The sequence below is a fragment of the Streptomyces sp. 891-h genome (genome assembly GCF_022760275.1).
In the GTDB taxonomy this organism is placed as follows: domain Bacteria; phylum Actinomycetota; class Actinomycetes; order Streptomycetales; family Streptomycetaceae; genus Streptomyces; species Streptomyces spirodelae.
This window is the reverse complement of the sequence record NZ_CP050693.1, coordinates 2,475,703-2,489,004: the sequence shown is the minus strand read 5'-3', so window position 1 is coordinate 2,489,004 and position 13,302 is coordinate 2,475,703. Positions and strand designations below refer to the sequence as shown.

The following is a 13,302-nucleotide window of genomic DNA, read 5'->3' as shown; positions in this document are numbered from 1 at the left end:
TATGTCCTGGGTGGGATCTGCGAGCTCTGCCCCCAGCCTAGACACCAGTCAGGCAGGATGGAGCCTGCGCACCTCGTACCAGAAACAACCACTGGAGACGCCCGGTGAGTTCCTCCGAGTCCCACGTTCGCGCAGCGCGAACCCCGACCGTCGCTGTCACCGGCGCCGCCACGGGGGTCGGCGCGCTGCTCACCGAGCGGCTCGCGGCGTCCGAGGAGATCAAGCAGGTCATCGCCCTGGACGAGCGCCGCGGCGAGGTCTCCGAGGCCCAGTGGCACACCCTGGACGTGCGCGACCCGGCCATCGCCGACCGGCTGCGCGGCGACGGCGACCCGGTCGACGTGGTGGTCCACCTCGCGCTCGACCTCGATCTGGAGACGGAGGCGGCGGCCCGCACCGCCTACAACGTGCGCGGCACCCAGACCGTGCTGACGGCTGCCGCTGCGGCCGGTGTGCGCAGGGTGGTGCTGTGCACCTCGGCGATGGTCTACGGAGCGCTGCAGGACAACGACGTACCGCTGTCGGAGGACGCCGAGTTGCGCGCCACCGCGGACGCGACCGGCGTGGGCGACCTGCTGGAGATCGAGCGCCTGGCCCGCCGCGCGCCCCGCGCGCACCCCGGCCTCAATGTCACCGTCGTGCGCCCCACCGTGCTGGTCGGCGCGGGTACGGACACGACGCTCACCCGGCACTTCGAGTCGCCGCGGCTCCTGGTGGTCGCCGGATCGCGGCCCTGCTGGCAGTTCTGCCACGTCGAGGACCTGGTGACCGCGCTGGAGTACGCGGCGCTGGAGCGGGTCGAGGGCGAGATGGTGGTCGGCTGCGACGGCTGGCTCGAGCAGGAGGAGGTCGAGCAGCTCACCGGCATGCGGCGGATGGAGCTGCCTTCCAGCGTCGCGCTGGGTGCGGCCTCGCGGCTGCACCGCCTGGGGCTGACCCCGTCCCCCGCCGCCGACCTCGCCTACACCATGTACCCCTGGGTCGTCAGCGGCAGCAGGCTGCACGACGCCGGGTGGCGGCCCCGCTGGACGAACGAGGAGGTCCTCGCCGCGCTCCTGGAGGAGGTCGCCGGCAGGCATACGGTCGCCGGGCGGCGGCTGGGCCGCACCGAGGCGGCGACAGCGGCCGGAGCCGCGGGCGCCACCGTCGCACTGCTGGGCACCGCCGCACTGGTGCGCAGGGCACGCAAGCGGCGCGGACTGTGAGCGCCGTCCCCGGTGCACCCCGCGAGCCGCGCCGGATGCCCCTGGGACCGCACCCGGTGACCGTCCCCGGCGCGGCGGACAGGTGTTCCGGATTCGGGGCAGGTAGGGCAGCATGACCGGCATGGCACAGACGTACGACGCTGCCGATGGCGCGGGCCGCCAGGGCAGCCACTGCGACCATCCGGGCGAGCGGGGGGCCGAGGACCCCATCCGGCTGCTGGAGATCCGTGAGGCGCCCCTGTCCGTGGACGAGGTCTTCGCCGCGGTCGGCGACCGGGCGGCGGGTGGCACGGCCCTGTTCGTCGGCACTGTCCGCGACCACGACGGCGGCACCGACGTCGCCCGTCTGGGGTATTCCTCGCACCCCAGTGCCGAGGCCGAGCTGCGCCGCGTAGCCGAGAAGGTCGTCGCAGGGCACCCGGTGCGCGCCCTGGCCGCCGTACACCGGGTCGGCGATCTGGAGGTGGGGGACCTGGCCGTGGTGGTCGCCGTCTCCTGCCCGCACCGCGCCGAGGCGTTCGACGCCTGCCGCAAGCTCATCGACGACCTCAAGCACGAGGTCCCGATCTGGAAGCACCAGACGTTCTCGGACGGCACCGAGGAGTGGGTCGGCGTCTAGCCCGCACCGGCCCTTCGGACCCCGGCGGAACCCTCGACCACCCGTAGCCGTTCGACTGACGGCGGCCGCGCAGCCGAGTGCGGCTCGCTCCGGTTGCGTAACCGGTGCGAGGACCCGACCGTTGAGACACCGACGGTTAATCTGCTCATCGGCCGGTCTGCCGGTCGCCGGGCCGTGTGCCCGGGAGGCACCTACGAGGGGTCGGGAGGTTCCAGATGGCGGCTCTCGCCTGGTTGCTGATTCCGTTGGTCGCCGCTGTCGCCGCGAGCCTGTGGGGGAGCTGGGTCGGACGGCGCCGTGCCAAGACACCCGACGCCGTGGGCGTCGCCGGATACGAGCGGTTCCGTGCCGCCATGGAACGCTCCAGCGCCGAGGACGACGGCGCGGACGGGGCCCGGGGCCGCCGGGGCGCCCGGTGGCGGAGCGGTCGGCGGCGGGAGGCGGAGCTCGCCTCCGTAGGCGCTTCGGCCCCCGCTTCCCCGGACGGACCGGCCCGGGAAGCAGGCTGACAGACCCTTCCCGTACTGTCGTGCCATGCCTCGCCGCACCGCGACCCTGCTTACCTCTGCGCTGCTGCTCATAACGATGTTCTGCGTCGGAGCACTGCTCAATGTGCCCTACGCCGAGATGTCGCCGGGCCCGACGGTGAACACCCTGGGTTCGCACGACGGCGATCCCGTGCTCAGCGTCGAACAGAAACCTGGTCGCAAGGGCCGGCCGAAGGAGTACGACACCTCCGGGCACCTGAACATGACGACCGTCCGCGTCACCGGCTCCGAGTACCGGATGACGCTCTTCGGGGCGCTGTCCGGCTGGGTGCGGCACGACAGCCTGGTCGTCCCGCACGAGACGCTCTACCCGGACGACAAGTCGGCCAAGGAGGTCGACCAGGAGAACGCCGAGGAGTTCACCGCCTCACAGGAGAGCGCCAAGGCCGCCGCGCTCCGGGAGCTCGACATCCCCTTCGCCACCCACGTCATCGTCGGCTCCGTCGAGAAGGGCGCGCCCGCCCACCACCGGCTGCACGCCGGAGACGTCATCACGGCGGTCGACGGCATCCCGGTCAGCAAGGCGGAGGGCGTCGGCAAGGTGGTCACCCAGCACAAGCCGGGGGAGAAGGTCACCTTCACGGTGATCCCGGCGGCCAAGGCGAAGGCTGCCCGGAAGCAGGGCAGGAAGCCGCCCGCCGACGACGCGAAGAAGGTCACGGTCGGCACGAAGAAGGCCCCCGACGACGGCCGCGCGGTCGTGGGCATCCAGCCGGCGGTCGGGCACACCTTCCCGTTCGACATCGACATCAAGCTCGCCGACATCGGCGGCCCCAGCGCCGGGCTGATGTTCGCGCTGGGCATCGTCGACAAGCTCACCCGCACCGACCTGACCGGCGGGAAGTTCGTCGCCGGCACCGGCACCATCGACGACCAGGGAAGGGTCGGCGAGATCGGCGGCATCCAGATGAAGACCGTGGGAGCGCGCAACAAGGGCGCCCGGTTCTTCCTCACCCCGGCGGGCAACTGTGCCGCGGCCGCCGCGGACAAGCCCGACGGTCTGACCCTGGTGAAGACCTCTTCCATCAAGGACGCGCTCAGCTCCCTGAAGAAGATCCGCACCGGCAGGACGGACGAGCTCACCCAGTGCAAGGCGCACTGAGCGGCTCTCCCCGCCCGCCAAGGGCTACAAGGTCCACTCCTCGAACGTGGCGGGTCTACTCCTCGAACGTGGCCGCCAGCGCCTCCGCCAGGCCGGGCACCAGGTCGGCTCCGGTGAGCACCTCGGTGGGGGAGTCCTTCTCCCGCAGCCGTAGTGCCGACTCCCGCTCACCGTCCCGCAGGACGGCCACCGTCATCCGTACCTCGCTGCGCTCGGGGTGCTCGGCGACCCAGCGGGCCAGCTGCTCCTCGTCCAGGTCGTCCGGCACGGTGGCCTCGGCCGACGGCGGCAGCATCAGCCGCTCCACGGTGACCGCGCAGCCGTCGACGGCCTCGGGCCAGGCGATCGTGCCCAGGAATTCGTCCAGCGGCGCGGTTGAGGGGATCTCGTCCTGCTCGACAGGGGTGAAGGAGGTTCCCCCCTCCCCGGATGCCTGCTGGTCGAGGCCGAGCTGACCCGCCAGGCCCGGCTCCTGCGTCCGCAGTCGTTCGGTGTTCACCAGGGCGAAGAGCCGCGCGGGCTGGTCCCAGCCGAGCCCGGAGGCGTACTCGTCGATCTCCAGTACCGCGCGGGTCAGCGGGCCGGAGGCGAGGGGGGTGCCCTCGGAAGAGAGGTTGTCCATGCCCATATCGTGCCGTCTCCGCTCCGGAAATCCTGACTCGGACCCCGGAAACGGGAACTGGGTAAAGCTTGAGTAAGTTGCCTAGATGGGCCTTACGATGCGGGCCCAGCTTCATCGCTTCATAAACTGCGAATCTTTGAGGTGCGCACCTTGGCTTTCCAGATGCCGGACCGGGGCTCAGGGGGCCCCTCCGGGCCACGGATCAGAGTGGGCCGGCCCTCACGGCGTGCCCGGACGCTGTTGATGACAGCGGGCGTGCTGGTCGTTCTGGCGATGCTCTTCGTCATGTTCTCCGGGTTCTGGACGGACTGGCTGTGGTATCGCTCCGTCGACTACAGCTCGGTCTTCACCAAGACTCTGTGGACGAAGACCGGCTTGTTCGCGGTCTTCGGCCTGCTGATGGCCGTGGCCGTCGGCTTCAACATCTGGCTGGCCCACCGGCTGCGTCCGCCGCTGAGCGCCATGTCGCTGGAGCAGCAGAGCCTCGACCGCTACCGCATGGCGCTGGCGCCCTACAAGAAGTGGGTGCTGCTGGGGATCACGGCCCTGGTCGGGCTGATCTCCGGCGCTTCCGCCGCGGGCCAGTGGCGCACCTGGCTGATGTGGGTGAACGGTGTCCCGTTCGGCTCCAAGGATCCGCAGTTCCACAAGGACATCTCGTTCTACGCCTTCGACCTGCCCTTCTACCGCTTCCTGCTGAGCTTCGGCTTCGCGGCCGCGATCCTCTCGCTGCTGGCCGCCGCGCTGGTGCACTACCTCTACGGCGGGCTGCGGGTGACGACCCCTGGCGCACGGGCGACGGCGCAGGCGACCGGCCACCTGTCGGTGCTGCTGGGCCTCTTCGTCGCGCTCAAGGCGGTGGCCTACTGGCTGGACAGGTACGGGCTGGCGGTCAAGTCGGGTGACTTCAAGTCGACCGACAGCTGGACGGGTCTCAAGTACGTCGACGCCAACGCCTATCTGCCGGCGAAGACGATCCTGTTCATCATCGCCATCATCTGTGCGCTGCTGTTCTTCGCCACCATCTGGCGCCGCACCTGGCAGCTCCCGGTGATCGGCTTCGGTCTGATGGTGCTCTCGGCCATCCTCATCGGCGGGCTCTACCCGGCGCTGGTGCAGAAGTTCCAGGTCTCGCCGAACGAGCAGGCCAAGGAGACGCCGTACATCAAGAAGAACATCGAGGCGACGCGCAAGGCGTACGACATCGACGACTCCGAGGTGCGCGACTACTCGGGCACCAGCAAGGCGGGCAACGAAAAGCTCAGGGACGCGGCCGACACCACCGCGAGCATGCGCCTGCTGGACCCGAACGTCGTCTCCCCGACCTTCCAGCAGAAGCAGCAGGTGCGCGGGTACTACCAGTTCCCGGCGACGCTGGACGTGGACCGCTACAAGCAGGACGGCAAGGAGCAGGACACGGTCGTCGGCCTCCGGGAGATCAACACCAGCGGTATCCCGGAGAAGAACTGGATCAACGAGCACTTCAAGTACACGCACGGCTTCGGCATGGTCGCCGCCAAGGGCACCTCCGTGGACAAGGACGGCTCCCCGGCCTTCACCGAGAAGGACCTGCCGCCCGAGGGCAACCTGGGCAAGTACCAGGGCCGGATCTACTACGGCGAGAAGACGACGCAGTACTCCATCGTCGGCGGGCCGCAGAAGGAGCTCGACTACGCCGACGACAACGGGGAGAAGACCTACACCTACAAGGCCGACAGCGGCGTCAACCTCTCCAACCCGGTCAACCGGGCCGCCTACGCGGTCAACTTCAACGAGCCGCAGATCCTCTACTCGGGGGCGATCGGCAAGGGTTCGCGGATCCTGTACAACCGCACCCCCAAGGAGCGTGTCGAGGCGGTCGCACCCTGGCTGACCATCGACGGTGACCCGTACCCGGCGGTTGTCGACGGCCGCATCAAGTGGATCGTCGACGCCTACACCACCTCCAACGGCTACCCCTACTCGTCGCGTACGACCCTGGGTGACACCACGCAGGACTCGCTGACGGACGGGCAGCGTTCGGTGGTCGCGCAGCAGAACCGCGTCAACTACATCCGCAACTCGGTCAAGGCGACTGTGGACGCCTACACCGGCAAGGTCGACATGTACCAGTGGGACAAGAAGGACCCGGTACTGAAGACGTGGATGAAGGCGTTCCCCGACACGGTGAAGCCCAAGAGCGCCATCAGCGGCGATCTGATGGACCACCTGCGCTATCCGCAGGACCTGTTCAAGGTGCAGCGTGATCTGCTCCAGACCTACCACGTGACCTCGCCGTCGCAGTTCTACAGCGGCAGTGAGCGCTGGCAGGTACCGGACGACCCGACGCACAAGGGCAACGCGGTGCCGCCGTACTACCTGAGCATGAAGATGCCGGACCAGAAGTCCCAGCAGTTCCAGCTCACGACGACGTTCAACCCGAACAAGCGCGAGACGCTGGGCGCCTTCATGGCCGTCGACGCGGAAGCGCGCAGTGGCGACTACGGGAAGATCAGAATCCTGAGACTGCCGCCCAACACGACGGTGGCCGGCCCCTCGCAGGTGCAGAGCAAGTTCAACTCCGATCCGGTGATCGCGGACAAGATCAACATCCTCAAAAGGGGTGACTCCGAGGTCGAGTACGGCAATCTGCTGACCGTGCCTCTGGAGGGCGGACTGCTCTACGTGGAACCGGTCTACGTCCGCGGTGCCGGTACCAACTACCCACGGATGCGCAAGGTGCTCGTCGCCTACAACGAGCGCATCGCCTTCGAGGACAGTCTCGACCAGGCGCTCAACAAGGTCTTCGACACCGAGGGCCGGGACGAGGGCGGTGAGCGGACCGGGCCCGGGGACCAGGAGAAGGACAAGGAGAAGACCCCGTCCGACTCCTCGGTCAAGGAGGCGCTGCAGGACGCCCAGACCGCGTGGGACAAGAGCGAGAAGGCCCGCGAGAAGGGCGACTGGGAGGAGTACGGCAAGCAGCAGGACGCGCTGGAAGAGGCGCTGCGCAAGGCCGCCGAGGCCGAGCAGAAAGCCGGAGCGGGCAGCGGGTCGGGCGGCAAGAACGGCTCCTCGGACAAGAACGAGTCAGGCGGCGACGGGTAGCGGGTGAGACCACCCCGCGACGTGGTGTAGAGTTGTGCACACAACGGCGCGGGGTGGAGCAGCTCGGTAGCTCGCTGGGCTCATAACCCAGAGGTCGCAGGTTCAAATCCTGTCCCCGCTACTAAAGGGAAGAGGCTCGGAGTCAACAGACTCCGGGCCTCTTCGCTTGTGCGGGGGACAACCGGGTCAAGGGGTTTGGAGTATCTCTACGTCGGGAAGTCGACAAACCTCTGAAGTGACCTCACTGGCTGCGGTATACGAGGTGTACGCGGGTTGCAGGTGGTGCGACGATGGAGCTTATGGGGGAGAAAGCAAGGCTGACGGACCCGGTACGTCCCGGTCCGGGCCTGAGTACGGAGGAGCACACCGAGCAGACCGCAGCGCAGCTCACCGCGCAGACCGCAGCAGCCACGAAGACCGCAGCAGTCGAAAGGATGCCGGCAGTCGGACGGACGACGGCGGACAAGAGCACGCAGGCGACGGCGGACAAGGCCGCTGCCGACAGCGTGCTGGGCGCCCAACTGCTGCGCCGGGGGGATCTGGACGGTGCCGAGCCGCATCTGCGTGCCGCCACCGCCGCGGGGGACCGGGCGGCCGCCAACAACCTCGGGGTGCTGCTGCACCAGCGGGGATATCCGGAAGAGGCCGCGGGATGGTGGCGTACCGCCGCCGTCGCCGGCTCGGCGGCCGCCGCCCACGCGTTGGGCCGCTACCACCGGGAGCGCGGCGACGAACCGGCCGCCCACTACTGGCTGCGCCAGTCCGCCGAGTCCGGTCACGCGCTGGGCGCCTACGCGCTCGCCGACCTGCTGGAGCACCACGGCGAGGACGGAGCCGAGGAGTGGTTCCGGGCGGCTGCCGAGCGCGGGCACAGAGAAGCCGCGTACCGCGTCGCCCAGTTGGTGAGCGCGCGTGCCCAGGAGCCGGACGACAAGGGGGAGTCCGGCGCCGCCGCCGTACGCGAGGCCGAGGAGGAGGCCGAGCGCTGGTACCGCCAGGCGGCAGCCCGCGGTCACCGCAGGGCGGCGCTGCGCCTCGGCGCCATCCTGGAGCGCCGCGGCGAACTCAAGGAGGCCGGACGGTGGTACCTGACCTCCGCCAAGGACGGTGAGGCGCGGGCCGCCTGCGCGCTGGGCTTCCTGCTGCGGGACGCGGGCGACGAGGAGAGCGCCGCCGTGTGGTGGCGCCGCGCCGCCGAGAACGGTGACGGCAACGCGGCCAACGCGCTGGGGGCGCTGCACGCCGACCGCGGCGAGCGGCAGGCCGCCGAGCGGTGGTACCACGTCGCACTGGAGGCGGGTTGCGACAACGGCGCCTTCAACCTGGGGCTGCTGTGCGCCGCTCAGGGCCGCACGGCGCAGGCCGAGCAGTGGTACCGCCGTGCCGCCTACGCGGGGCACCGGGAGGCAGCCAACGCGCTTGCCGTGCTGCTGCTGCAGCGCGGGGACACCCAGGGCGCCGAGCCGTGGTTCTCCAAGGCCGCCGAGGCGGGCAGCGTGGACGCCGCCTTCAACCTCGGCATCCTGCACGCGGGGCGCGGCAACGAGCGCACGGCGCGCGCGTGGTACGAGCGCGCGGCCGCGTCCGGCCACGCGGAGGCCGCGCTGCAGGTCGGCATCGCGCTGCTGCGCGAGGGCGAACTGCACACCGCGGAGCGGCATCTGCGCTGCGCCGCCGGCGGTGGCAGCGTCGAGGGTGCCTTCCGGCTGGGCGCGCTCCTGGAGCGGGTCACCCGGCGCGGTACCGGCGAGCTGGGCTCGGAGCACGGACTCGGCCGCCCGGACGGCGCCAGACCCGAGTACGAGGAGTGGTACGAGCGCGCGGCAGAGCACGGCCACCGCCGCGCACAGGTGCGGCTGGGGATGTGCGCGGCGGCGCGCGGAGAGGTCGTCGACGCCGCACGCTGGTACCGCGCCGCAGCCGAGGCGGGCAGCCCGAACGGTGCGTTCAACCTGGGGCTGCTGCTGGCCCGCGAGGGCAGCGAGCCGGAGGCGGCCCTGTGGTGGACCCGCGCCGCCGAGGCGGGGCACGGCAGGGCGGCGCTGCGGCTGGCTCTGATCAGCGCCCGCCGCGGCGAACTGGACGAGGGACAGTTCTGGTGCGCCCGCGCCGTGGAGCTGGGACCGGTCGAGGTGGCTGAGCGTGCCGCCAAGCTCCGCGACGCGCTCCGCTCGGAACTGACCGCGTAGCTGGCTACCGCTGCCCCACCCGCCCCTGCGACCTCGATTTGCGCTGGTCGTCGACCCGCGTTAAAGTTGTGCACACAACGGCGCGGGGTGGAGCAGCTCGGTAGCTCGCTGGGCTCATAACCCAGAGGTCGCAGGTTCAAATCCTGTCCCCGCTACTGAAAGACGAAGGCCCGGATCCTCGGATCCGGGCCTTCGTCGTGTCTCGGCCGGGACAGCAGTCGAGCGGCACAGCGAAAGGCCCGCACCCGGTGCAGGGGGTGCGGGCCTTTCCGGTTCCGCCGGAGGCCGGCGGCGGCTCAGGAGCCGCTGCAGTTCGGGCAGACGCCCCGGTAGGTGACGGTGGCCTCGGCGATGGCGAAGCCGTAGCGCTCGTTCTCCGGCAGGGCCGCCAGCGGGTCGCCCGTCGGGTGGACGTCCCGGATCGTCCCGCAGCGGGAGCAGACCAGGTGCTGGTGGGTGTGGCGCGCGTTCGGGTCGTAGCGCTTGGCGCGCCCGTCGGTGCTCACTTCCAGCACTTCGCCGAGGGCGACCAGCTCGCTCAGCGTGTTGTAGACCGTCGCACGGGCGATCTCCGGCAGCCGGTCCGCCGCACGGGCGTGGACCTCGTCGGCCGTGTAGTGCACATGGTCACCGTCGAGTACCTCGGCGACGACTCGCCGCTGTGCGGTGAGCCGCCAACCGCGATCGCGGAGCCGTTCCAGCAGGTCACTCATGGGTCCAGCCTAGCAGTGGTGTGTCCATGCACAGAACCCGTACGAGTACGGAACCCGTATGGGTTTCGGCTTCTTCTTGACTTGGACAAAGTCCAATGTAGTGTTGCGGGTGGTTGGCGTACAGGACAGATGTGAGGCACAGGAGGCGCACGTGACCGTGCAGGACGAGACGACCGGACCCATGACGACGGAAGCCGGCGCTCCGGTCGCGGACAACCAGAACAGCCAGACCGCCGGTGCGGGCGGCCCCGTGCTCGTTCAGGACCAGCACCTGCTGGAGAAACTGGCCCACTTCAACCGCGAGCGCATCCCGGAGCGCATCGTGCACGCCCGGGGCGCGGGCGCGTACGGAAAGTTCACCGTCACCGCTGATGTGACCAAGTACACCCGGGCGAAGTTCCTCTCCGAGGTGGGCAAGGAGACCGAGGTCTTCCTGCGCTTCTCCACGGTGGCCGGCAACCTCGGTGCCGCCGACGCGGTGCGCGACCCCCGCGGCTTCGCGCTGAAGTTCTACACCGAAGAGGGCAACTACGACCTCGTCGGCAACAACACCCCGGTGTTCTTCATCAAGGACGCCATCAAGTTCCCCGACTTCATCCACACCCAGAAGCGCGACCCGTACACCGGCTCCCAGGAGGCGGACAACGTCTGGGACTTCTGGGGCCTGTCGCCCGAGTCGACCCACCAGGTGACCTGGCTCTTCGGCGACCGGGGCATCCCCGCCTCCTACCGCCACATGGACGGCTTCGGCTCCCACACCTTCCAGTGGACCAACGAGGCCGGCGAGGTCTTCTGGGTCAAGTACCACTTCAAGACCGACCAGGGCATCAAGAACCTCACGGCCGCCGAGGCCGAGGAGCTGGCCGGCAAGGACCCCGACAGCCACCAGCGTGACCTGCGCGAGGCCATCGAGCGGGGCGAGTACCCGACCTGGACCGTGGGCGTGCAGATCATGCCAGCAGCCGAGGCGGCGAACTACCGGTTCAACCCGTTCGACCTGACCAAGGTGTGGCCGCACGCCGACTACCCGGTCCAGTGGTTCGGCAAGCTGGAGCTCAACCGCAACCCGCGGAACATCTTCGCCGAGGTCGAGCAGTCGATCTTCTCCCCGCACCACTTCGTGCCGGGCGTCGGCCCCTCGCCGGACAAGATGCTCCAGGGCCGCCTCTTCGCCTACGGTGACGCGCACCGCTACCGCGTCGGCATCAACGCCGACCTGCTGCCCGTGAACGAGCCGAAGGCGACGCAGGCCCGCAGCTACGGCCGGGACGGCGTGATGTACGACGGCCGGCACGGCGGGGCGAAGAACTACGAGCCCAACAGCTTCGGCGCGCCGGCCGAGACCGGCCGTCCGCTGTGGCAGCCGCTGCCGGTCAGCGGCACCACCGAGGACCACCCGGCACCCTCGCACGCCGAGGACGACGACTTCGTCCAGGCCGGGAACCTCTACCGTCTGATGTCGGAGGACGAGAAGGCGCGGCTGATCGACAACCTGGCGAACGCCATGGCGGGTGTCTCCCGGGACGACATCGTTCAGCGCGCGATCGAGAACTTCCGCCAGGCGGACCCCGACTACGGCAAGCGGCTGGAGGCCGCGGTCCAGGCCCTGCGCGGCTGACCGACCGCTCGCCGTACGAGACCGGAGGGACCGGACGCCATGGGGCTCCGGTCCCTCCGGTACGTTGTGCGGCTTCGCCGCGTCCGCCGCCTGGCCTGTTGGGGCAGCTCCCTGGGTGCCGGGCAGGGGCTGCCCCCTGGTGTGCGTTGCGGGCTGCCTGTGAGTTGTGGTTGGGCGCGCAGTTCCCCGCGCCCCTTTGGGACACCCGGGGCCGGGGTCTCAGAGGGCGGCCGGGACCTTGGTGTTGGACGGGACCTTGGTGTTGGACCAGTTGCGGACGATGTCGCGTACGGACAGCACGCCCACCGGCTCAGGTCCGTCCAGCACGATCAGATGGCGGAAGCCGCCGCGCGTCATGGCCTGCGCCGCCGCGTCCAGCGTCCAGTCGGGTGTGGCGAAGACGACGTCGGTGGTGGTGTGGTCGTGTGCCCGTTCCCGGTCCGGGTCCTGGCCCGCGCCGAGGGAGTCGAGGATGTCGCGCTCGGTGAGGATGCCGAGCCCGCTGGTGTCGGGGTCGAGGACGACTGCGGCGCCGACCCGGCGGGCCGACATCAGTTGTGCTGCCTGGCGGAGGGTGTGCGCTGGGCCGATGGTGAGGACCACGGTGCTCATGGCGTGGTGGACGTGTTCGGGCATGAAGGTGCTACCTCCTTGGCGGAACGGCTTCCCGGGCGCGGAACGCAGCTCGAGAAGTGGTTCACAAGGGCACAAGCGAGCGGATTCTCATGTTCACATGTGCCGGAGGTCACAACAAGGACCCGTGTACGGAGCACCCGGACGAGTGGCCGCGGCCGATCGGATCAGGCCGTCAAATAGCTCAGCAGTGTCTCGTGCAACAGCCCGTTCGAGGCCGCCGCGTTGCCGCTGTGCGGCCCCGGGTTTCCGTCGAGCCCGGTGAACGAACCGCCCGCCTCCTCGACGATGACCGCGCTCGCGGCCATGTCCCACAGCGACAGCTCCGGCTCCGCGCACATGTCCACCGAGCCCTCGGCGACCATCATGTACGGCCAGAAATCGCCGTAGCCGCGGGTCCGCCAGCAGTCCCGGGTCAGATCCATGAAGCCGCCCAGCATGCCGCGCTCCTCCCAGCCGTGCAGCGAGGAGTAGGCGAACGAGGCGTCCCGCACCTCTGCCACCTTGGACACCTCCAGCCGGGTGGCCTTGGACAGGCTGCGGCCGCTGTAGGCACCCGAGCCCTTCGCCGCCCACCAGCGGCGGTTGAGCGCGGGCGCCGAGACGACGCCGACCACCGGCCGGTCACCACCCTCGCCCATCTCCATCAGGGCGATGAGCGTCGCCCATACGGGGACGCCGCGCACATAGTTCTTCGTACCGTCGATCGGATCGATCACCCAGCGGCGCGGCCCGTGTCCCTCGGTGCCGAACTCCTCGCCCAGCACCGCGTCGCGCGGACGGGTGCGCTGGAGCGAGGTGCGGATCAGCTCCTCGGCCGCCTTGTCGGCCTCGCTCACCGGCGTCATGTCCGGCTTGGTCTCGACCTTCAGATCGAGAGCCTTGAACCGCTCCATGGTCGCGGCGTCGGCGGCGTCGGCCAGTACATGGGCGAGACGCAGATCATCGTGATAGTCCAGCATGGCC

The 13,302-nt window shown here is 69.8% G+C and carries 11 protein-coding genes and 2 tRNA genes; 9 read left to right on the top strand and 4 right to left on the bottom strand.

Features of this window, described 5'->3' with window-relative positions:
* Positions 1 to 104 precede the first annotated feature (104 nt).
* The 4 genes from HC362_RS10565 (at position 105) to HC362_RS10550 (ending at position 3,474) form a co-directional block, all read left to right on the top strand.
* Positions 105 to 1,205 (top strand): SDR family oxidoreductase, encoded by a 1,101-nt coding sequence (locus HC362_RS10565; RefSeq protein WP_243083701.1) that lies wholly within the window; start codon positions 105 to 107, stop codon positions 1,203 to 1,205.
* A 121-nt stretch (positions 1,206 to 1,326) separates the two neighbouring features.
* Complete coding sequence (locus HC362_RS10560; RefSeq protein WP_243083699.1) at positions 1,327 to 1,824, top strand: molybdenum cofactor biosynthesis protein MoaE; 498 nt, start codon at positions 1,327 to 1,329, stop codon at positions 1,822 to 1,824.
* A 215-nt stretch (positions 1,825 to 2,039) separates the two neighbouring features.
* Positions 2,040 to 2,333, top strand: a complete 294-nt coding sequence (locus HC362_RS10555; RefSeq protein WP_243083698.1) for a hypothetical protein — start codon at positions 2,040 to 2,042, stop codon at positions 2,331 to 2,333.
* Between the two features lie 25 nt (positions 2,334 to 2,358).
* Positions 2,359 to 3,474, top strand: coding sequence for a PDZ domain-containing protein (locus HC362_RS10550; RefSeq protein ID WP_243083696.1), 1,116 nt, complete (start codon positions 2,359 to 2,361; stop codon positions 3,472 to 3,474).
* Positions 3,475 to 3,529: 55 nt separating this feature from the next.
* On the opposite strand, the gene HC362_RS10545 is transcribed toward HC362_RS10550, so the two are convergent.
* Complete coding sequence (locus tag HC362_RS10545) at positions 3,530 to 4,096, bottom strand: PPA1309 family protein (protein ID WP_243083695.1); 567 nt, start codon at positions 4,094 to 4,096, stop codon at positions 3,530 to 3,532.
* Between the two features lie 162 nt (positions 4,097 to 4,258).
* Between HC362_RS10545 and HC362_RS10540 the strand changes: the two genes are divergently transcribed.
* The 4 genes from HC362_RS10540 to HC362_RS10525 all read left to right on the top strand — a co-directional run bounded on the left by HC362_RS10540 (position 4,259) and on the right by HC362_RS10525 (position 9,527).
* The gene (locus HC362_RS10540) at positions 4,259 to 7,183 is read left to right on the top strand and encodes a UPF0182 family protein (protein WP_243088479.1); all 2,925 of its coding nucleotides are present in this window, start codon (positions 4,259 to 4,261) and stop codon (positions 7,181 to 7,183) included.
* Between the two features lie 47 nt (positions 7,184 to 7,230).
* Positions 7,231 to 7,304 (top strand) — tRNA-Met (locus HC362_RS10535).
* Between the two features lie 169 nt (positions 7,305 to 7,473).
* Positions 7,474 to 9,372 carry a tetratricopeptide repeat protein gene (locus HC362_RS10530; protein WP_243083693.1) on the top strand — a complete coding sequence of 633 codons (1,899 nt, stop codon included), beginning with the start codon at positions 7,474 to 7,476 and terminating at the stop codon, positions 9,370 to 9,372.
* Positions 9,373 to 9,453: 81 nt separating this feature from the next.
* Positions 9,454 to 9,527 (top strand) — tRNA-Met (locus HC362_RS10525).
* A gap of 141 nt (positions 9,528 to 9,668) precedes the next feature.
* Here the strand turns inward: HC362_RS10525 and HC362_RS10520 are convergent.
* On the bottom strand, positions 9,669 to 10,085 hold the full coding sequence (locus tag HC362_RS10520; protein ID WP_209265743.1) for a Fur family transcriptional regulator: 417 nt from the start codon (positions 10,083 to 10,085) through the stop codon (positions 9,669 to 9,671).
* A 181-nt stretch (positions 10,086 to 10,266) separates the two neighbouring features.
* On the opposite strand from HC362_RS10520, the gene HC362_RS10515 reads away from it, so the two are divergent.
* Positions 10,267 to 11,703 (top strand): catalase, encoded by a 1,437-nt coding sequence (locus HC362_RS10515; protein ID WP_243088477.1) that lies wholly within the window; start codon positions 10,267 to 10,269, stop codon positions 11,701 to 11,703.
* A gap of 219 nt (positions 11,704 to 11,922) precedes the next feature.
* On the opposite strand, the gene HC362_RS10510 is transcribed toward HC362_RS10515, so the two are convergent.
* Complete coding sequence (locus HC362_RS10510; RefSeq protein WP_243083691.1) at positions 11,923 to 12,339, bottom strand: CBS domain-containing protein; 417 nt, start codon at positions 12,337 to 12,339, stop codon at positions 11,923 to 11,925.
* A 164-nt stretch (positions 12,340 to 12,503) separates the two neighbouring features.
* Entirely contained in the window at positions 12,504 to 13,298 is a 795-nt protein-coding gene (gene hisN / locus HC362_RS10505) for a histidinol-phosphatase (RefSeq protein ID WP_243083690.1), read from the bottom strand.
* Between the last annotated feature and the right edge of the window lie 4 nt (positions 13,299 to 13,302).

Coding starts and splice junctions, on each gene's coding strand:
- HC362_RS10560 (WP_243083699.1), top strand. CDS start 1,327: ATGGCACAGACGTACGACGCTGCCGATGGCGCGGGCCGCCAGGGCAGC.
- HC362_RS10555 (WP_243083698.1), top strand. CDS start 2,040: ATGGCGGCTCTCGCCTGGTTGCTGATTCCGTTGGTCGCCGCTGTCGCC.
- HC362_RS10550 (WP_243083696.1), top strand. CDS start 2,359: ATGCCTCGCCGCACCGCGACCCTGCTTACCTCTGCGCTGCTGCTCATA.
- HC362_RS10545 (WP_243083695.1), bottom strand. CDS start 4,096: ATGGACAACCTCTCTTCCGAGGGCACCCCCCTCGCCTCCGGCCCGCTG.
- HC362_RS10540 (WP_243088479.1), top strand. CDS start 4,259: ATGCCGGACCGGGGCTCAGGGGGCCCCTCCGGGCCACGGATCAGAGTG.
- HC362_RS10530 (WP_243083693.1), top strand. CDS start 7,474: ATGGAGCTTATGGGGGAGAAAGCAAGGCTGACGGACCCGGTACGTCCC.
- HC362_RS10520 (WP_209265743.1), bottom strand. CDS start 10,085: ATGAGTGACCTGCTGGAACGGCTCCGCGATCGCGGTTGGCGGCTCACC.
- HC362_RS10515 (WP_243088477.1), top strand. CDS start 10,267: ATGACGACGGAAGCCGGCGCTCCGGTCGCGGACAACCAGAACAGCCAG.
- HC362_RS10510 (WP_243083691.1), bottom strand. CDS start 12,339: ATGCCCGAACACGTCCACCACGCCATGAGCACCGTGGTCCTCACCATC.
- hisN (WP_243083690.1), bottom strand. CDS start 13,298: ATGCTGGACTATCACGATGATCTGCGTCTCGCCCATGTACTGGCCGAC.